This is a genomic window from Paenibacillus sp. ICGEB2008, from assembly GCF_000307675.1.
GTDB lineage: Bacteria > Bacillota > Bacilli > Paenibacillales > Paenibacillaceae > Paenibacillus > Paenibacillus polymyxa.
Window position 1 is genome coordinate 71,043 of sequence record NZ_AMQU01000029.1, and the last position, 21,980, is coordinate 93,022.

Sequence of the window (21,980 nt, forward strand, 5' to 3'; positions counted from 1 at the left end):
GATTTATACGTCAGGGACGACGGGGCAGCCGAAGGGCGTGATGCTGGAGCACCATGGGCTGTGCAATCTGAAAACGTATTTTGATCAGACGCTCAAGATCCGTACGTCGGATCATGCACTGCTGTTCGCCAGCTACTCGTTTGATGCAGCTTGCTGGGAAATCTTCCAAGCGCTGTTCTGCGGCGCCACGTTATACGTGCCAACGACAGAGACGATTTTGAACTACGAACGGTTTGAGCAGTATATGGCCGATCACCACATCACAGTGGCCGCTTTGCCGCCGACCTATGCGGTGTATCTGGAGCCGCAGCGGATGCCAAATCTGCGTATTTTGTTCACCGCGGGTTCAGCCTCTTCCACAGAATTGGTATACAAGTGGAAGGATCAGGTGGCGTACTACAATGGCTACGGTCCAACCGAAAACTCGGTGGCGACGTCGATCTGGCCAGTATCCGAGGATGAAAGGGCAGGACAACTCATTTCCATTGGACGTCCTATGCCGAATCATCGGGTATACATGGTGGATGTGCATGGACATTTGGCTCCGGTCGGCGTAGCAGGTGAACTGTGCGTGTCTGGTCCGGGTCTGGCGCGTGGATATTTGGATCGTCCAGAACTGACGGCGGAGAAATTTGTACCGAACCCGTTTGCGGCTGGCGAAGCAGGCTATGAACGAATGTACCGTACGGGGGACTTGGCGAGATGGATGCCGGACGGCAACATCGAATACTTGGGCCGGATCGATCATCAAGTGAAAATCCGGGGTTACCGGATCGAACTGGGCGAGGTCGAGGCACAAATATTGAAAGTGGAGGACGTGCAAGAGGTCATCGTCCTGGCCCAAGCGGACGAGCAGGGACAAAACCAACTGGTGGCGTACTATGTCGCTGAAAGAGAAGTCAGCGCGGGTGAGCTGCGCAGCTTATTGGGTGAGGAACTGCCCAACTACATGGTGCCTTCGTACTTCATCCAGCTGGAGCAGATGCCGCTGACACCGAACGGAAAAATCGACCGCAAGGCCCTGCCGACACCGGAGGGCAGCCTGCAAAGCGGAGCGGATTATGTAGAGCCGCGCACAGCACTGGAGCAGACGTTGGTTTCGATTTGGCAGTCTGTCTTAGGAGCGAAGACAATCGGGATTTTGGATAATTTCTTTGACCTCGGCGGCGATTCGATCAAAGCGATCCAGGTATCGTCCCGCTTGCTGCAAGCGGGCTACAAGCTGGACATGAAGGATTTGTTCCAATATCCGTCCATTTCGCTGCTGAGCGGTCGTGTACAAAAAGTTAGCCGTACGACCGATCAGGGCGAGATATCAGGCAGCGTCAAGCTGACCCCGATCCAGCAGTGGTTCTTTGGACAAGCCTCGGCAGAGCCGCATTATTTTAACCAGTCGGTGATGCTGCATCGAGCAGAAGGCTTCGATGAAGCCGCATTGCATCACACGGTGACCAAGTTGACGGAGCATCATGATGCGCTGCGTATGGTCTTCCGTCAGACCGAACAGGGCTATGAAGCGTGGAATCGCGGTTTGAATGAAGGCGAGCTGTATCATCTGGACGTTGTGGATTTGACAGATATGCCAACCATTGCAGAGGTGACAGCAACCATTGAAACGAAAGCCAATGCCATTCAAAGCTCCATTCGTCTAGACGAAGGACCACTGATGAAGTTGGGACTTTTCCGCTGCATGGATGGAGATCATTTACTGATTGCCATTCACCATTTGGTTGTAGACGGCATTTCATGGCGGATTGTGTTTGAGGATTTTGCGACTGGATATGAGCAGGCCGTTCGGGGAGAAGCGATTCGCTTGCCATATAAAACGGACTCGTTCTCCACTTGGGCAGAGCGTTTGTCTCAATATGCCAACAGTCCGGCCATCGACAATGAACGCGAATATTGGCAGCGTCTTGCACACGCGGAAGTCGCATCGCTACCTAAGGATCAAGAAAGAGCGGCAGGACAGCATTTTGTGGTCAGAGACAGTGAGACGGTGACCGTAGCTTGGAGCGAACAGGACACCCGACTGCTACTGCAGGAAGCACATCGTGCGTACCATACGGAGGTCAATGATCTGCTGTTAACTGCACTCGGTACCGCAATGTACAACTGGAGCGGGCAGGAGCGAGTGCTGGTCAATCTGGAGGGCCATGGCCGGGAAGCTATTGTTCCCGATATCGACATCACACGTACCGTGGGCTGGTTTACGAGTCAGTATCCGATACTCCTCGATGTGGATGGAAAGTTAGAAGTAGGGCAGCGCATCAAGCGGGTAAAAGAGGACCTGCGGCATGTACCGCATAAGGGCATTGGCTACGGTATGTTGAAGTATATGTCTTCGGATGATGCCGATCTTTCCTGGAGCCTGCAGCCTGAGATCAGCTTTAACTATTTGGGACAATTTGATCAGGACTTGGAAAATGGGGAGATCACGCTGTCTTCACATCCAGGTGGAGAGCCGTTGAGTGACCGCACCGTACTGGAGCAGCCGCTGAATGTGAACGGCATGATTACAGCAGGCGTGCTGACACTGGAAATTCGTTATGACAGCCATGTATACCAACAGCAAAACGTAGAGAAGTTTGCCCGGCTATTGCAGGAAAGCTTGCAGGAAGTCATCAAGCATTGTGCCTCCCAAGAGCGGAGTGAGCTAACGCCAAGCGATGTCTTGTTCAAAGGCTTGACACTGGAGCAACTGGAGCAATTGACGGAGCAAACGTCTACTGTGGGCGAGCTTGAAAATGTGTATGCTCTTTCTCCCATGCAGAAGGGGATGCTGTTCCATAGTCTGATGGAGCCGGACTCAGGCGCATACTTCCAGCAAGCGTCGTTTGATCAAAAGGGCAGCTTTGATGTTGCTATTTTCCGTAAGAGTCTGGATCTGCTGACACAGCGTCATGAAGCGCTGCGGACGAATTTCCATCAATTTGAGACAGGGAACGGTCCGGAGCCATTGCAAATCGTGTTCCGTCACAAAGATAGCGACCTGTCCTTCAAGGATATTCGCGAAATGCCGAAAGCGGAACAACAAGCATATATCCAGGCGTTTAAGCAGGAGGATCAGGCGAGAGGCTTCAATCTCGGTACGGATGCACTGATGCGCGTACAAGTGTTGCAGACCGATGAAGAAACGTATCACTTGGTCTGGAGCTTCCATCACATTGTCATGGACGGCTGGTGCTTATCGCTTGTTACGGGCGAGGTGTTTGGTACGTACTTTGCGCTGCTGGAGCAGAAACAGCCGGAGCTTGCTCCGATCACACCGTATGGCCAATATATCGAATGGCTAGAGCGCCAAGATGAACGTGCGGCAAAAGAGTACTGGAGCAGTTATCTGGCTGGTTTTGAACAGCAGACGTTACTACCTGGAGCGGATACTTTATCCAAAGACCACGTGGCGGATAGCAGCGAAAGTGTTCTGTCTACGACAACAAGCGATACCAGCAAATATGTTTCTGAAAAAATAACGGTAGAGCTGGATCCAACGTGGAGCCAGGCCATGTACCGGATTGCGAAGCAGCAGCAGGTCACGATTAATACGCTGATGCAGAGCGTGTGGGGCCTTATTTTGCAGCAATATAACAACAACGAGGATGTTGTATTCGGCAGTGTCGTATCTGGACGTCCGACGGATATTCCGGGTGTAGAGCATATGATCGGCCTGTTCATTAATACCATCCCAGTGCGGATTCAAAGTGAGCGAAATGCCACGTTTGTGGACATCATGCGCAAAACGCAGGAGCAAGCGCTGGCTTCAGGCGTCTATGACAGCTTCCCGCTGTATGAGATTCAGGCGCTGACCGAGCAGAAGCAAAATCTGATTAACCACATTATGGTGTTTGAGAACTATCCGGTCGAGGAGCAAGTCGAGCAACTGGGTGAAGTTCGTCCATCCGCGTTTGACATTACGAATGTAGAGGTTGTCGAGCAAACGAACTATGATCTGGACTTGATTGTGATGCCAGATGAAACCTTCCGGATCATGTTTAGATACAACGCGAATGTGTACGATCGGGCTACGATCGAGCGGATGCAGGGACATGTACTGCATGTCATCGAGCAAATTATTGACAATCCGCATATCCGAGTGAATGAGCTGGCATTGGTGACAGCGGAAGAGCAGGCACAGATCGTTCAGGTGTGGGGCGATACGGCGGCAGCTATCCGCAGGATCAGACGCTAAGCAGTCTGTTTGAGCAGCAGGTAGCGAATACACCGGAGCAAGTGGGAGTACTGTGTGGTGCAGAGTCGTTGACCTACGCAGAGCTGAACGAGCGAGCCAACCGTTTGGCTCGGACGCTGCGTGCCGAAGGGGTTCAGCCGGATCAGCCTGTGGGCATTCTGGTTCACCGTTCGCTGGACATGATCGTAGGCATCTACGCGATCTTGAAGGCCGGCGGAGCCTATGTGCCGATTGATCCGGAATATCCGGCCGATCGTATCCGCTTTATGCTGGAGGACTCGGGCGCGAAGCTGGTGCTGACACAATCGCATCTGGCGGAGCAAGCCTCGCTGAGTTTCGACGGCCAGGTGCTGGTGCTGGATCGTCAGGAGCAGGATGGCAAGAATATTTATCACGAAGACGGATCAAATTTGGAGCTACTGGCCGGGCCGCACCATGTCGCGTACGTCATCTACACCTCCGGTTCGACCGGAAAACCGAAGGGCGTGATGGTGGAGCACCATTCCGTGCTGAACCGGATTTTGTGGATGCATAATCGTTATGGCTTGAGTGCGGCAGATACGATCCTGCAAAAGACGGCCTTCACCTTCGACGTGTCGGTGTGGGAGCTGTTCTGGTGGTCGATGGTCGGCTCGAAGGTAAGCCTGTTGTCCGTCGGCGGAGAAAAGAACCCGGAAGACATCGTCGACACGATTGCCCGCGACGGTGTGAGCACGATACACTTTGTACCCGCCATGCTGCATGCGTTCCTGGAGTATGTGGAGCAGCAGCCACGGGAAGTAATGCAAGCGAAGCTGGGCACGCTGCGCCATGTCTTTGCCAGTGGTGAAGCGTTGCCGCCACAGCATGTGGCCCGGTTCCAGCGGCTCGTGTCGAGCCTGGCCGGAGCGAAACTAGTCAACCTGTATGGACCAACCGAAGCAACGGTGGACGTATCGTACTTCGATTGCGAGCCGGATGAGGAATATGCAGCGATTCCGATCGGAAAACCGATTCAAAATATCCGTCTGTACATCGTGAAGGAAGGCACGGAGCAATTGCAGCCGATTGGGGTGGCAGGGGAGCTGTGCATCGGCGGTGTCGGCGTAGCCCGCGGTTACCTGAACCGTCCGGAGCTAACGGCCGAGAAATTTGTTGCCGATCCGTTTGCCGGCGGGGAAGCTGGGTATGAACGGATATACCGCACTGGTGATTTGGCGAGATGGATGCCAGACGGCAACATTGAATATCTGGGCCGGATTGACCATCAGGTGAAAATCCGGGGGTACCGGATTGAGCTGGGCGAGGTCGAAACGCAGCTACTCCAAGTGGAATCGGTACGAGAAGCGGTTGTCATGGCTCGTGCGGATGAAACGGGCCAAAAACAAATGGTGGCCTACTATGTCGCGGGGCAAGAAATCCGTGCCAGCGAGCTGAGAAGTGAGCTGGGCCGAGAGCTGCCAAGCTACATGGTGCCATCGTATTTTGTACAGCTGGAGCAAATGCCGCTGAGTCCCAATGGCAAAATTGACCGCAAGGCCCTGCCAGCACCGGAAGGCAGCCTGCAAAGTGGAGCCGATTATGTCGCACCGCGGACGTGGGTGGAAGTGAAGCTGGCGCAAATCTGGCAGGATGTGCTGGGCCTGGCGCAGGTCGGCGTAAAGGAAAACTTCTTCGAGATTGGCGGACATTCGCTGCGGGCGACGACACTGGCCTCGAAGATTCACCAAGAGCTGAACAAGCCGCTTCCTCTGCGCAGTATTTTTGAAGCCCCAACGATTGAACAACTGACAGCTGTTCTGGAAGGTCTGGATCAGGTGGCGTATGCGTCCATTCCGGTGACGGAGGAGCGTAGTTTCTACCCACTGTCCTCGGCACAAAAGCGACTGTATGTGCTGCATCAGTTCGACCCGCAGGATGTGAATTACAACATGCCGTCGGTGCTGCAAGTGAGCGGTCCGCTGAATGTGAAACGAGTAGAGAACGTATTCCGTCAACTGATTGCCCGCCATGCGACCTTGCGTACTCGCTTTGAGCTAATCGACAGCGAGCCAATGCAATGGATTGAGGACACTGTGTCGTTCGAGGTGGAATATACGAAGGTACAGGCAGAGGGTGCGACTGCGGACACAGATCAGGACACAACTACAGATACGTACACAAGAGTCAACATAGAAGCGCAACAGCGGGTACGGAGCTTTGTTCGTCCGTTTGATCTCAAAGCTGCGCCGCTGCTGCGGGTAGGCTTGGTGGATCTGGGCGCTCAGGGAGTAGAGCAGGAAGCTCAACATCTGCTTATGCTTGACATGCACCATATCGTCTCGGATGGGGTATCCATGGAGGTCCTGACCGACGAGTTTGTCCGCTTGTATGGCGGTGAAGAGCTAGCGCCATTGCGGATTCAGTACAAGGATTATGCCGTATGGCAGCAAAGCGAAGCCCACCAGGAATGGATGCAGCGTCAGGAAGCGTACTGGCTTGACACCTTCCAAGGTGAACTACCTGTACTGGATCTCTCTACTGACTTTGCCCGCCCAGCGGTGCAGAGTACGGCAGGGGATACGATCGAATTTGTACTAGAGTGTGAGGTTAGTGAACGCCTGAAAGAACTGGCGGCACAAACCGGCGCTACTCTGTATATGGTGTTGTTGGCGGCGTACACTACGCTCTTACACAAATACACAGCTCAAGAGGACATCGTCGTTGGCACGCCGATTGCCGGACGACCGCATGCGGAGCTCAGTAATCTGGTGGGTGTGTTCATTAACACGCTGGCGATCCGCAATTATCCGTCCAGCGACAAATCGTTCCTGGATTATCTGCAGGAGGTCAAAGAGCATGCGCTCCGTGCGTATGAGCATCAGGACTATCCGTTTGAAGAACTGGTTGAAAAACTGAATGTAACGCGGGATACGAGCCGGAATGCGCTGTTTGACACGATGTTTGAGCTGAAAACAATGGAGCAGCAGGAGTTCGAGCTGGAAGGTCTGACCTTGAGCTCCTATCCACTGGACAATCATACGGCCAAGTTTGATCTGAGCTTGGAGGCCATAGAGCAGCCAGAAGGTATTCTGTGCAGTCTGGAATACAGCACGGCGCTGTACAAGCCGGAGACCATGACGCGATTGGCACAGCATTTTGCGGAAATCGTTCGAGCTATTGCCTATCATCCACAGCAGCCCCTGGCAGTTTTGAATATGGTAACCGCCGAGGAAAAAGAGCAACTCATCGATGGATTTGGAAATGTGGGGGTATTAGGTGCTGATGCTGTTGAAGCAGGAGCCCTGTTCCATGCCTTTGTGGAAGAACAAGCCCAGCTTGTACCAGATCACGTGGCGGTGGTGTACGAGGAGCAACAGCTGACGTACCGCAAACTGAACGAGCGTGCGAACCAATTGGCGCGTAAATTGCGAAAGGAAGGCATTGGACGCGAATCCATTGTCGGCATTTTGAGTGAACGCTCGGTAGACATGCTGGTCGGCGTACTAGCGGTGTGGAAGGCTGGAGGCGCCTATGTGCCGCTGGATGCAGACTATCCATCCGAACGGATTCGTTTCATGCTGGAGGACAGCGGTGCGACGGTACTGTTAACTCAAACCGACCTGCTGGAGCGCGCACAAGCCTGGCTGAATGAAAGCCAATGGGCTTTGGGCGATGAAAATGCTAAGGGTGAGCTGGAGACGGCGGTTAGCGCTGAAACGATGGAAAGGGACAACCTGAATGAAGGCTTAGGCTTGAAATCAGATTCGCCACCTGACCGCGAAGCAGCATCCGAGCCAGCAACAGGGTTGCGTCTGCACACCGTACTGGCATTGGACAATGAGTCACTGTACACCGGAGATACGACAGACGTCGATCATATTAACGAACCGCACGATCTGGCGTATGTGATCTACACGTCGGGGACAACGGGACGTCCGAAGGGCGTCATGATTGAGCATCGCAGCTTGGTGAATACGGCTGCAGCGTATCGTCGGGATTACCGCCTGAGCGAATTCCCGGTACGACTGCTACAACTGGCTAGCTTCTCCTTCGACGTGTTCGTCGGTGATATTGCGCGGACACTTTATAATGGTGGAACAATGGTCATCTGTCCGAAAGACGACCGGATTGATTTTAGCCGTCTGCACGACTGGATTCGTGACTACCAAATTACGGTGTTCGAATCGACTCCAGCTTTGATCGTACCGTTTATGCAGCATGTGCATGAACACGTACTAGATATGAGTAGTCTAGAGCTGCTCATCACGAGCTCGGATAGCTGCAGCGTGACAGACTACCGAGTGCTGCAGGAGCGGTTTGGCGCGGAGATCCGCATCATCAACAGCTACGGTGTTACGGAAGCGGCGATTGACTCCAGCTTCTACGACGAAGAACTGTCGAAGCTGCCAAGTAGCGGCCATGTGCCGATTGGTCAGGCGTGGCTGAACGCACGCTTCTACATTGTGGACAGCCAGCTGAATCCAGTCCCGATTGGCGTACTGGGCGAGCTGTGCATTGGCGGTGCTGGTGTGGCACGGGGGTACCTGAACCGTACGGACCTGACGGCGGAGAAATTCGTAGCGAACCCGTACGTGCCGGGTGAACGACTGTATCGTACCGGCGACTTGGCGCGGTGGATGCCAGACGGCCATGTGGACTTTATTGGCCGGATGGATGATCAGGTCAAAATCCGAGGCTTCCGGATCGAACTGGGCGAGGTGGAAGCGCAGCTGCTGACTGTGGCTGGCATTGAGAAAGCGATCGTCACCGCCTGGGAAAACGAAGACGGAGACAAGGATCTGTGCGCGTATGTTGTAGCCTCGGAGGCGCTGAATTTGCCGGAGCTGCGCAGCACACTGCAGCCCAAACTGCCGGGCTATATGATCCCGACGTATGTCGTACCCCTGGATCAATTCCCGCTGACACCGAATGGGAAAATCGACCGCAAAGCGTTGCCAGCGCCAGAAACACGTCTCGAAGGAGGCACGAAGTACGTGGCGCCGCGCACAGAGCTGGAAGAGCAGCTGGTCCGTATTTGGCAAAGTGTTTTAAATCATCGGCAAATAGGCATCCAGGATAACTTCTTTGAAGTGGGAGGACATTCGCTGCGCGCTACAACCCTAATGGCGAAAATCCATCAGGAGCTGAATCACAAGCTGGCCTTGCGAGATATTTTCCAATATCCAACAATTGAGCAATTGGTACAGGTGATGGGTGAAGATCAGACCCAGCAAACGTATGTATCTATCCCTGTGGCAGAGGAGCGCGAGTATTATCCCGTTTCCTCGGCGCAAAAACGGATGTACGTTCTGAGTCACCTGGAAGGTGGAGAGGTTAGCTACAACATGCCAGGAGCGTTGATTATCGAAGGTTCCTTGGATAAAAAACGACTGGAACAAGCCTTCCGCCAACTGATTGCCCGTCATGAAGCCCTGCGAACCCGATTCGAGATGATGGATGGTGAGGTGATTCAGCGGATTGAATCCAGCGCCTCATTCAGCGTGGAGTATGTACAGGCAAGCGAAGAAGAGACACCGCAGTACGCACAGGACTTTGTACGTGCATTTGATCTCGCACAAGCACCGTTACTGCGGGTTCAGTTGATCGAAAATGGACCGGGGCGTCACGTCATGCTCTATGACATGCACCATATTATTTCGGATGGCGTCACGGAAGGCATTATCGTGCAGGAGTTCTCTCAATTGTATGAAGGCAAGGAACTGCCGCCACTGCGTATTCAGTACAAGGACTATGCGGTTTGGCAGCATGCAGATATGCAAAGTGAACGCCTTCGTGAGCAAGAAAGCTATTGGCTGAACACCATGTCAGGTGAAATCCCGGCGCTGGATATGCCAACGGATTTTACAAGACCTGCTGTACAGCGTCTGGAAGGAACTCGATTTGAGTTTGCGATCCGTATGGAGGACAGCGAGCAGCTGAAGCAGCTGGCCGCGCAAACTGGCTCTACCTTGTACATGGTGTTGCTGGCAGCGTATAGCACGCTTTTGCATAAATACACGGGTCAAGAGGACATCATCGTCGGCACGCCGATTGCCGGAAGACCACATGCGGAACTGGGGAGCCTGGTAGGCGTATTCCTCAACACGCTGGCGATTCGCAATTCTCCGTGTGGCGACAAAACGTTCCTGGATTATCTGCAAGAGGTCAAAGAGCATGCGCTCCGTGCGTATGAGCATCAGGAATATCCGTTTGAAGAGCTGGTTGAAAAGCTGGATTTAACGCGGGATACGAGCCGGAATGCGCTGTTTGACACGATGTTTGAGCTGAAAACATTTGAGCAGCAGGAGTTCGAGCTGGAAGGTCTGACCTTCAAGCCGTATCCGACGGACAATCCTACGTCCAAATTTGATCTGACCTTGGATGCCGTAGAGCAGCCCGAAGGTATTCTGTGTAGTTTGGAATACAGCACGGCGCTGTACAAGCCGGAGACCATTGCACGCTTGGCACAGCATTTTACCGAACTCGTACGTGCGATTACACTTCATCCACAGCAGCCACTGGCAGCTCTGGATATGGTAACTGTCGAGGAGAAGGCACAAATCCTCTATGGTTTTGGAGATGTAGGCGTATCGGAGGTTGCGGCTGAAGCAGAAGTCTTATTCCATGCCTATGTGGAAGAACAGGCACAGCTTGTGCCAGATCATGTGGCGGTGGTGTACGAGGAGCAGCAGCTTACGTACCGCCAGCTGAACGAGCGTGCGAACCAATTGACGCGCAGACTGCGAAAAGAAGGCATTGGACGCGAATCCATTGTCGGCATTCTGAGTGAACGCTCGGTAGACATGCTGGTCGGCGTACTAGCGGTATGGAAGGCTGGAGGCGCCTATGTGCCGCTGGATGCAGACTATCCGTCCGAGCGCATTCGTTTCATGCTGGAGGACAGCGGTGCGACGGTGCTGTTGACCCAAACCAGTTTGCAGGAGCGCACGCAAGCATGGCTGAATGAAAGCCAAGGGGCTCTGGGCGAAGGAAAGACCGAGGGTGAGTTGGAAACAGCGGTTAGCGCTGAAACGATGGAAAGAGACAGCCTCAATGAGGGTGTAAGCTTGAAATCAGATTCGAAGTCTGGCCGCGAAGCAGCATCCGAGCTGGCAACAGGGCTGCGTCTGCACACTGTACTAGCATTAGACGATGAGTCGCTGTATACCGGAGATGTCACAGACGTCGATCACATCAACGAGCCGCACGATCTGGCGTATGTGATCTATACGTCCGGTACAACGGGACGTCCAAAAGGCGTCATGATCGAGCATCGCAGCTTGGTCAACACGGCTGCGGCCTATCGCCGGGATTACCGTCTGAACCAGTTCCCGGTACGTCTGCTGCAACTGGCCAGCTTCTCCTTCGACGTGTTCGTCGGCGATATTGCGCGGACGCTTTATAACGGTGGAACAATGGTCGTTTGTCCGAAAGACGACCGCATTGATCCAAGCCGATTGTATGGCTGGATTCGTGATTATCAAATCACCGTGTTCGAATCGACGCCAGCCTTGATCGTACCGTTTATGCAGCATGTATACGAACACGGACTGGACATGAGCAGTCTGGAACTGCTGATCACGAGCTCGGATAGCTGCAGCGTGACGGATTACCGGGTACTGCAAGAACGGTTTGGCGCAGATATCCGTATCATCAACAGCTATGGTGTCACGGAAGCGGCGATTGACTCCAGCTTCTACGATGAAGAGCTGTCGAAACTGCCAAGCAGCGGGAATGTGCCGATTGGACAGGCGTGGCTGAATGCACGCTTCTACATCGTAGACAGCCAGCTGAATCCGGTACCGATCGGTGTACTGGGCGAGTTGTGCATCGGCGGCATCGGGGTAGCACGGGGGTACCTGAACCGTGCGGACCTGACAGCCGAGAAATTCGTAGCGAACCCGTACGTACCGGGTGAACGTTTGTATCGCACCGGCGATTTGGCGCGGTGGATGCCAGACGGCAATGTGGACTTTATCGGCCGGATGGACTATCAAGTCAAAATCCGGGGCTATCGGATCGAGCTGGGCGAGATTGAAACGGCGATCCAGCGGGTACCGGGTGTGCGTCAAGCCGTAGTCATCGACCGGACGGACGAGCGTGGACACAAGTATTTGTGCGGATACATCACGGGAGAAACCGAGCTGCGGATCGAGGAAGTACAGGCCACGCTGGAAGCCGGACTGCCAGCGCACATGGTGCCAGCACGGCTGATGCGACTGGAGACGATCCCGCTGACCAGCAACGGCAAAATTGACCGTAAGGCCTTGCCGGAACCGGAAGGCAGCATCCATACGGGAGCAGCCTATGTAGCCCCGCGTACCAAGGTGGAACAAGTATTGGCTACGGTATGGGCCGGAGTGCTCGGCGTGGAGGCCGTAGGCACGCAGGATAACTTCTTCGAGCTGGGCGGCGATTCGATCAAAGCGCTGCAAGTATCGTCCCGCTTGCTACAAGCAGGCTATCGACTGGAGATGAAAGACCTGTTCAGCCATCCAACGGTGTCTGCATTGGCGCCGAAAGTCCAATCCGTTACCCGATTGGCGGATCAAAGCGAAGTAGTAGGCGCTGTGAAGCTGACACCCGTTCAACACTGGTTCTTGGAGCAAAACCTGACGGATGCTCATCATCACAACCAGTCCATCATGCTGCATAGCAAGGATGGTTTTGATGAAGCGGCACTGCGCACAGCGATGGATCAAATGGTTAGTCATCACGATGCACTGCGGATCGTTTTCCGTCCTACCGAACACGGGTATGAAGCTTGGAATCGCGCGGTGGGTGAGGGTGAGCTGTATACGCTGGATCAGGCAGACTTCAGGAAGGAGTCGGAAGTGTCTGCGGCGATTGAGGCCAAAGCGAATGAAATTCAGGCGGGGATTCATTTAAGCGAAGGACCGCTGATGAAGCTGGGGCTGTTCCATTGCCCAGATGGAGACCATTTGCTGATGGTTATTCATCACTTAGTAGTAGATACCGTTTCTTGGCGCATTTTGTTCGAGGATCTTACGACAGCCTACGAACAAGCATTGAACGGACAACCGACTCGTCTTCCGCACAAAACGGATTCGTTCCGTACCTGGGCTGAGGGACAGTCTCACTATGCGAACGGTCCAGAAATGGCAGCAGAATTCGCCTTCTGGCAAGAAATGGAGCAGGGTATGTATGATCCGCTTCCAAAAGACGAATCACCTTCTCATTCCTTGAATAAAGACAGCGAGCTCATGACAGTCACGTGGACAGCTCAAGAAACGGAGCAGCTGTTAAAACAAGCACATCGTGCCTACAACACGGATATGAATGATTTGCTGCTGACCGCACTCGGCCTGGCTATTCATCGCTGGGCGGGGATTGAACGAGTGCTCGTCAACCTGGAAGGCCATGGACGGGAATCCATTCTGCCCGAGCTGGATATTACGCGCACGGTAGGCTGGTTTACGACCCAATTCCCGGTTGTGCTGGATATGAGCGCAGGGCAAGATCTTTCACAGCGCATCAAACAGGTGAAAGAAGGACTGCGCCGTATTCCGCAAAAGGGTATTGGCTACGGTATGCTGAGATACCTGTCTGCAGCATGTGAGCAAGAGCGTTTTGGAACCGAACCTGAAATCAGCTTTAACTATTTGGGACAATTTGATCAGGATATGCAAAATCAATCCATTGGCGTGTCTCCTTACGCTAGCGGTGCCGAGCTTAGCGCACATGCAGCCAGATCGCACACGCTGGATCTGAACGGACTGATTTCAGAAGGTCAATTGCAATTGACGATCAGCTACAGCCATCAGGAATATCGCAAGGAAACGATGGAGCAGCTAGCCGAAGCGCTCAGAACCAGCCTGCAGGACATCATCGCACATTGCGCGGGTCGCAAACAGCAGGAGCTGACGCCAAGCGATGTGATGCTTAAACCTGTAACCTTGGCCGAACTGGATCAGTTAGTAGAGCGGACTCGTGACATCGGGGAACTGGAAAATGTATATGCCTTGACACCGATGCAAAAAGGGATGTTGTTCCATAGCCTGATGGATGCAGCGTCAGGGGCTTATTTTGAACAAACGACCTTTGACTTGCGTGGTCGCTTCCAAGCAGATATTTTCCAAGATAGCTTGAATCATTTGGCGCAGCGGCATGAGATCTTTAGAGCTAATTTCATTAGCGGCTGGCAGGATGAGCCCGTGCAGGTGATTTTCCGGCGCAAGGATGTTGGTTTCAGCTATGAAGATTTGCGTCATTTGGATGATCAGGAACGTGACGCGTATGTGCAGGAATTTATTCGCCAGGACAAGGCAGCCGGATTCGATTTGTCCCGGGATGCGTTGATGCGCGTGGCGATTTTACGGACAGGTGATGAGGATTATTACTTTGTGTGGAGCTCTCATCACATCCTAATGGACGGCTGGTGTGTGGCGTTGGTAACGGATGAGGTGTTTGAGGCTTATTTTGCAGCCGTAGAACATAGAGAACCAAAGCTCGCCCCGGTGACTCCATACAGTCAGTATATTGAGTGGCTTGAAGCCCAGGATGTAGAAGCAGCAGCCTCATACTGGAAAGATTATTTGCTGGGCTATGATCAACAAACGTCGATTCCAACCGGAAAAGTCGGCGCAAAAGCGGACGGTGCACAATTTGAGCATGTGTTGTGCGATCTAGGTAAGGATTTGACAGGGCGCATGGAAATGGTAGCCAAGCAGTACCACGTGACCCCGAATACATTACTGCAAACAGCCTGGGGCTTACTGCTTCAAAAGTACAACGGTAGTGATGATGCCGTATTTGGCGGTGTCGTGTCGGGTCGTCCAGCTGATATTCCGGGGATCGAAAATATGGTGGGCTTGTTCATTAACACCATTCCCGTACGTATCCGCAGTGGAGCTGAGGACACCTTTGCCGACCTGATTAGAACGAATCAGCAGCAGGCGCTGGCTTCTCAAGATTATGAAACGTATCCGCTGTATGAAATTCAAGCCTTGACCGAGCAAAAGCAAGAGCTGATCAACCACATTATCGTGTTTGAAAACTATCCGGTGGAGGAGCAGGTCGAGCAGCTTGGCGAAGGTGCAGCGTCGGATTTTGTAATCAGCAATGCAGGTATGATTGAACAAACGAACTATGATTTCAATCTGGTCGTCATGCCGCAGGAAGCGATGAAAATCCGATTTGAGTACAATACGAAGTTATTTGATCGGGAAGTCGTGGAACGGACTCAGGGCCATTTAATACAGCTACTGGAACAAGTGGTAGCGAATCCGGACATTCGGGTGCAGGAACTGGATGTGTTAAGCGAGCAGGAACGCGAGCAAATTCTCAGCGTATGGGGAGATACAGCCGCCGAGTATCCAAGCGAGCAAACGATCCATGGTCTGTTTGAGACACAAACGGCGCACACACCAGAGCAGCCAGCGTTGTACTTCGAAGGAGAGCAGTTGACTTATCGCGAGCTGAATGAACGCGCGAATCGTCTGGCTCGTACCTTGCGCAGTCAAGGTGTGACAAAAGATCGGCTGGTGGGTCTGATGACCGAACGCTCGATAGACATGATCGTGGGTATGTTAGGCATTTTGAAAGCCGGAGGAGCATATGTACCTATCGATCCAACCTATCCGGAAGAGCGTATCCGCTATATGCTGGATGACTCGGGAGCGAAGCTGTTATTAACTCAAGGTCATCTGGTGGACAAAGTAGCTTTCGACGGTCACATGCTGGTGCTGAATGGGGCAGAAAGTGTGTATCACGAGGATGGTTCTAACCTGGAGCCGTTGTCCGGTCCGAACGATCTGGCGTATGTGATCTATACATCGGGGACAACGGGGCAGCCGAAGGGTGTTATGCTGGAGCATCACGGGCTATGCAATCTGAAAACGTATTTTGATCAGGAATTCGAGATCAGTACCTCAGATCATATGTTGCTGTTCGCCAGCTACTCGTTTGATGCGGCTTGCTGGGAAATCTTCCAAGCTCTATTCTGCGGAGCCACGTTGTACGTGCCAACGTCAGAGACGATTTTGGACTACGAACGGTTTGAACAATATATGGCGGATCACCACATCACGGTGGCAGCATTGCCGCCTACCTATGCGGTGTATCTGGAGCCGCAGCGGATGCCAAATCTGCGTATTCTGGTCACTGCGGGTTCAGCCGCTTCAACAGAGCTGGTATACAAGTGGAAGGATCAGGTGGCGTACTACAATGGCTATGGTCCAACTGAAAACTCGGTAGCGACATCCATCTGGCCGGTATCCAAGGATGAGAGAGCAGGACAGCTGATTTCCATTGGACGTCCTGTGCCGAATCATCGGGTATACATGGTAGATGTACACGGGCATTTGGCTCCGATAGGCGTAGCGGGTGAGCTGTGCGTGTCTGGTCCGGGTCTGGCACGTGGTTACCTGGATCGTCCAGAGCTGACGGCGGAGAAATTTGTACCGAATCCGTTTGCGGCTGGCGAAGCCGGGTATGAGCGGATGTACCGCACAGGCGACTTGGCAAGATGGATGCCAGACGGAAACATCGAATACTTGGGCCGGATTGACCATCAAGTAAAGATCCGGGGTTACCGGATTGAGCTGGGCGAAGTCGAGGCACAAATATTGAAAGTGGAGGACGTACAAGAGGTCATCGTCCTGGCCCAAGCGGACGAGCAGGGACAAAATCAACTGGTGGCGTACTATGTCGCTGAAAGAGACGTAAGCGCTGGTGAACTGCGCAGTTTACTGGGTGAGGAGCTGCCAAACTACATGGTGCCTTCTTTCTTGGTACAGTTGGAGCAAATGCCGCTGACACCGAACGGTAAAATCGACCGCAAGGCCCTGCCAGCACCAGAAGGCAGCCTGCAAACCGGAGCCGACTATGTCGCACCGCGAACGTGGGTGGAAGTGAAGCTGGCGCAAATTTGGCAGGATGTACTAGGCCTCACTCAGGTCGGTGTGAAGGAAAACTTCTTCGAGATTGGCGGACACTCGCTGCGGGCGACCACACTGGCCTCGAAGATTCACAAGGAACTGAACAAGCCGCTTCCCCTGCGCAGTATTTTTGAAGCACCAACCATTGAACAACTGGCCGTTGTATTGGAACAGCTGGATCAAGTAACATATGCGTCCATTCCAGTAACGGAAGAGCGCAGCTTCTATCCCTTGTCCTCGGCGCAAAAACGACTGTATGTGTTGCATCAGTTCGATCCGCAGGATGTGAACTACAACATGCCATCGGTGCTGCAAGTGAGCGGTCCGCTGGACGTGAAGCGAGTGGAGGACGTATTCCGTCAACTGATCGCCCGTCATGCGTCCTTGCGTACCCGCTTTGATCTGGTGGACAGCGAGCCAATGCAGTCTATTGAGGACACCGTACCGTTCGAGGTCGAATTTACGAAGGTACAAGCTGAGGGTGCGACTACGGACACAGACACGAGGGTCAACAAGGAAGTACAAGAGCTGGTGAGTTGCTTTGTCCGTCCGTTTAATCTCAAAGCCGCACCGCTGCTGCGGGTAGGCTTGGTAGATCTAGGCGTATCAGGAGCAGGGCAGGAACCGCAGCATGTACTCATGCTCGACATGCACCACATCGTTTCGGATGGCGTGTCGATGGGGGTACTGACTGAAGAATTTGTCCGCTTGTATGACGGTGAAAAGCTGCCGCCACTGCGGATACAGTACAAAGACTATGCCGTATGGCAACAAAGCGAGGTCCATCAGAAGTGGATGCAGCGCCAGGAAGCCTACTGGCTCGACACCTTCCGGGGGGAACTGCCTGTGCTGGATTTACCGACAGACTTTGCACGTCCGTCGATACGAAGTACGGCAGGCGATACCGTGGTGTTTGGGCTGGGACGCGAAGTGAGCGAACGCCTGAAGGAACTGGCGGCGCACACAGGCTCTACCCTGTATATGGTGCTGCTGGCGGCGTACACCGCACTCTTGCATCAATACAGCGGCCAAGAGGACATCGTTGTCGGCACGCCGATTGCCGGACGACCGCATGCCGATTTGGAGCCAATCCTCGGCATGTTCGTCGGTACGTTGGCATTGCGAAACTATCCGACAGCGGAACATACCTTCCGCAGCTACGTGGAAGAAGTGAAGGTTCGGGCCCTGCAAGCCTACGAACATCAGGACTATCCATTTGAGGAATTGGTGGAAAAGCTGAATGTGAAGCGGGATATGAGTCGCCATCCGCTGTTCGATACGATGTTTACCCTGCAAACGACGGAGGAAGGCGAGCTGCAACTGGCAGACCTGAGCTTCCGTCCATACGGCTTGGAGCAAACACCGGCGAAGTTTGACTTCACGCTGGAAGCCAGAGAGGAAGAGGCAGGCATCCAGTTCGGATTGCAATATGCAACTGCGTTGTATCAACGGGAAACCGTTGAACGGATGACACGTCACTTTATTCGCTTAGCCGAAGCCGTGGCGGCAAACCCGGATGCGAAGCTGGGTGAGCTGGAACTGATTACGACCGAAGAAACCGAACAGATTCTGAAGGTGTTCAATGATCCGAACGCGCACAGCGTGCGTGGAACACTCCAAGGTCTGTCGCTCAGCGAGCGTTTTGAAGAGCAAGCGAAAAACAGCCCTGAGCGGATAGCCGTTGTATCTGGGAATATGACGCTAACCTACGCTGAGCTGAATGAGCAGGCGAACCGGTTGGCCCGTGTGCTACGGGCGAAAGGTGTTGAAGCAGATCAACCGGTAGGCGTACTGCTGGAACGTTCTGCGGATCTTCTGGTGAGCATTCTGGGGGTACTGAAGGCCGGAGGCGCGTATGTGCCAATGGATACGATGTATCCACAGGAACGGATCGACTACATGCTTCAAGACAGTGGGGCCAAGGTCGTGATCACCAGCAGAGCCGCCAACCTCTCGCTGAGCTTGCCATCCACAGTAGAAGCTATAGTCCTTGACGATGAGGGCGTTCAAGCTCAATGGGGAGCACAGGATGCGAGCAACCTGATCCCTGTCGCCGGCCTGCATAACCTGGCCTATATGATTTACACGTCAGGTACAACCGGTCAGCCGAAAGGGGTTATGATTGAGCAAGGCAGTGTCGGCAATCTGGTAGACGCTTTATATGAGCGAGTGTACAGTCGGTATGCTCAGCCGCTTCACATCGCATGGCTGTCCGCATTTGTATTTGACGCTTCGGTGAAGCAAATCTTTGCCAGCTTGCTGCTAGGTCATACCCTGCATGTGGTGTCCCGTGACGTCAGCCTGAGCGGAGAGCATTTGATCGCCTACTACCGCATGCACCGGATTGATCTGTCGGACGGCACACCAGCGCATCTGCATATTTTGAACGAAAGCGTCAGCGTGACAGAAGCGCCGGATGTGAAGCATTACCTGATCGGGGGCGAAGCCTTATCCGTGCAGCTGGTACAGGGGTTCCTGCACAAATGGTCCGGGTATCATCCGGTCATTACGAACGTGTATGGTCCGACCGAAGCGACCGTAGATGCGACCGCCTATACGATTGAAGATGTAGAGTCGCTGAATGTACTGCTGGAAAAAGGGGAGCACACGGTATCCATCGGAACGCCGATAGCCAACCAGGCTGTGTACATCTTGAACACTCGACAACAACTGGTACCGATGGGGATCGCGGGTGAACTCTATATCGGAGGGGCAGGTATCGCACGAGGATACCTCAACCTGCCGGAACTGACGGCTGAGAAGTTTGTCCCGAATCCGTTTGCTGATGCGACGGCCGCTGATCCAGCGGACAGCACTTACGCAAACCGGATGTACCGGACAGGCGACCTGGCACGGTGGCTGCCGGATGGCAGTATCGAGTATTTAGGCCGGATCGACCATCAGGTCAAAATTCGCGGGTATCGGATCGAGCTGGGCGAGGTGGAAGCACAGCTGCTGACTGTGGACGGCATTCAGAAAGCCGTAGTCACAGCATGGGAAAACGAGGACGGACACAAGGATCTGTGTGCCTATATCGTAGCTTCGGAGTCGCTGAGTCTACCGGAACTGCGGAATGCGCTGCAGCCGAAGCTGCCGGATTACATGATCCCGACGTATGTGGTACAGCTGGATCGTTTCCCGCTGACGCCAAACGGGAAAATCGACCGGAAGGCATTGCCAGCACCGGAAGCACGCCTTGAAGGAGGCCTGGAGTATGTGGCACCGCGGACGCCACTGGAGGCCAAGCTAGCCCAAATCTGGCAGGATGTCTTGAAGCTGTCCAGCGTAGGAGTCACCGACTCATTCTTCGATGTGGGTGGACACTCCCTGCGGGCCACGACGCTGGTGGCCAAAATCCATCAGGAACTGGGCAGCCGAATTACACTGCGTGAGGTGTTCCAGCACTTTACGATTGAGCAGCAAGCCCAGCTGATCACCGCGCAGGGCACAGACACCTATACGGTGATCCCTACAGCTGCCAAACAGTCTTACTATCCTGCTTCCTCGGCTCAAAAACGACTGTATATTTTGAGCCATCTGGACGGTGGGGAGGTCAGCTACAATATGCCGGGTGTATTAGTCGTGGAGGGGCCGCTTCAGGCAGATCGACTGGAGGATGCGTTCCGTCAGTTAATAGCCCGCCATGAAACGCTGCGAACTTCCTTCGAAATGGTGGACGGCGAGGTTGTTCAGCGGGTTTACGATCAGGTAGCGTTTGCAGTAGAGCGCCTGCAGGCCCATGAGTCCGAAGCCGAAGCCTATATCGAGTCTTTTGTACGCAGCTTCGATCTTCAGCAGGCACCTCTGCTGCGTGTCCGTCTCATTCAAACCGGACCCGAACGTCACCTCCTGATGTACGACATGCACCATATTATTTCAGACGGTGTGTCGTCTAACAATATCGTGCAGGAGCTGGGACAATTGTACGAGGGACAGGCCTTGGCGCCGCTGCCCATTCAGTACAAGGACTATGCCGTGTGGCAGCAGCAGGAAATGCAGCGTGAATCATACCAACGCCGGGAACAGTTCTGGCTGGAGCATTTAGCCGGAGAGTTGCCTGTACTGGAGCTGCCGATTGCTTACCCTAGACCTGCTGTTCGCAGCTTCGAGGGAGCAATGTATGATTTTACTGTTGACTCGAATGTATCCGAGCAACTGCGCCGAATCGCGACACAGACCGGAAGTACGCTGTACATGGTGCTACTGAGTGCCTATACCGTCCTGCTGTCCAAATACAGCGGTCAGGACGATTTGATCATCGGTACGCCGGTAGCAGGCCGCTTGTTACCAGAACTGGAGCCACTGATCGGCATGTTCGTCAATACACTAGCCATCCGGCACCAGCCGCAGGGCGACCAAACGTTCCACAGCTACCTGCTGGAAGCCCGAGAACGTACGCTACAAGCCTTCGAGCATCAGGATTATCCGCTTGAGGAGTTGGTGGAAAAGCTGGATGTAGCGCGGGATGCAAGCCGTAATCCGTTGTTTGACACCATGTTTGTACTGCAAAATACGGAGTCACAGGAAGCGAAGCTTGAAACACTGTCCTTTAGTCCGTATGTTCAGGAGCATCGTATTTCCAAATTCGATTTGACCTTGTCCATGAGTGATGAAGACGGGCAGATCAAGGGTTCCTTCGAATATTGCACAAAGCTGTTTGGCGTAGATGCTATTGAACGATTAACCGGAGATTTGATAGCGATCCTGTCCCAGGTTGGAGCTAATCCAGATTTGCTATTAAGTGATATTCAGGTGAACTCGAGCGAGCAGCCGGAAGGCTTCTCGCCAGATTCCATCGACTTTATTTTCTAAATCAGTTTTCTAAAAAGAAATGATTTCACTTTGCATGCGCAGAGGGCGGCGGCTTGTCCGACTGCCCTTGCCTGCAAAGTATTAATTTTCCGACACATTGCTCAATTACGTAACAAAGCACC

Annotated in this window: 2 protein-coding genes (1 of these 2 only partly in view); both read left to right on the forward strand. The window is 53.5% G+C overall.

All coding sequences use genetic code 11. The features are described 5' to 3' along the window. Positions 1–4,186: the 3' portion of a non-ribosomal peptide synthase/polyketide synthase gene (locus tag C400_RS28270; RefSeq protein ID WP_232795422.1), read on the forward strand. It extends 20,495 nt beyond the left edge of the window; the window shows 4,186 of its 24,681 coding nt (coding positions 20,496–24,681); its start codon lies off the left edge, out of view; its stop codon occupies positions 4,184–4,186. Next, positions 4,144–21,858 (forward strand): non-ribosomal peptide synthetase, encoded by a 17,715-nt coding sequence (locus C400_RS28275; protein ID WP_232795423.1) that lies wholly within the window; start codon positions 4,144–4,146, stop codon positions 21,856–21,858. Before C400_RS28270 ends, C400_RS28275 begins: the two co-directional genes overlap by 43 nt. The last annotated feature ends 122 nt before the right edge of the window (positions 21,859–21,980 follow it).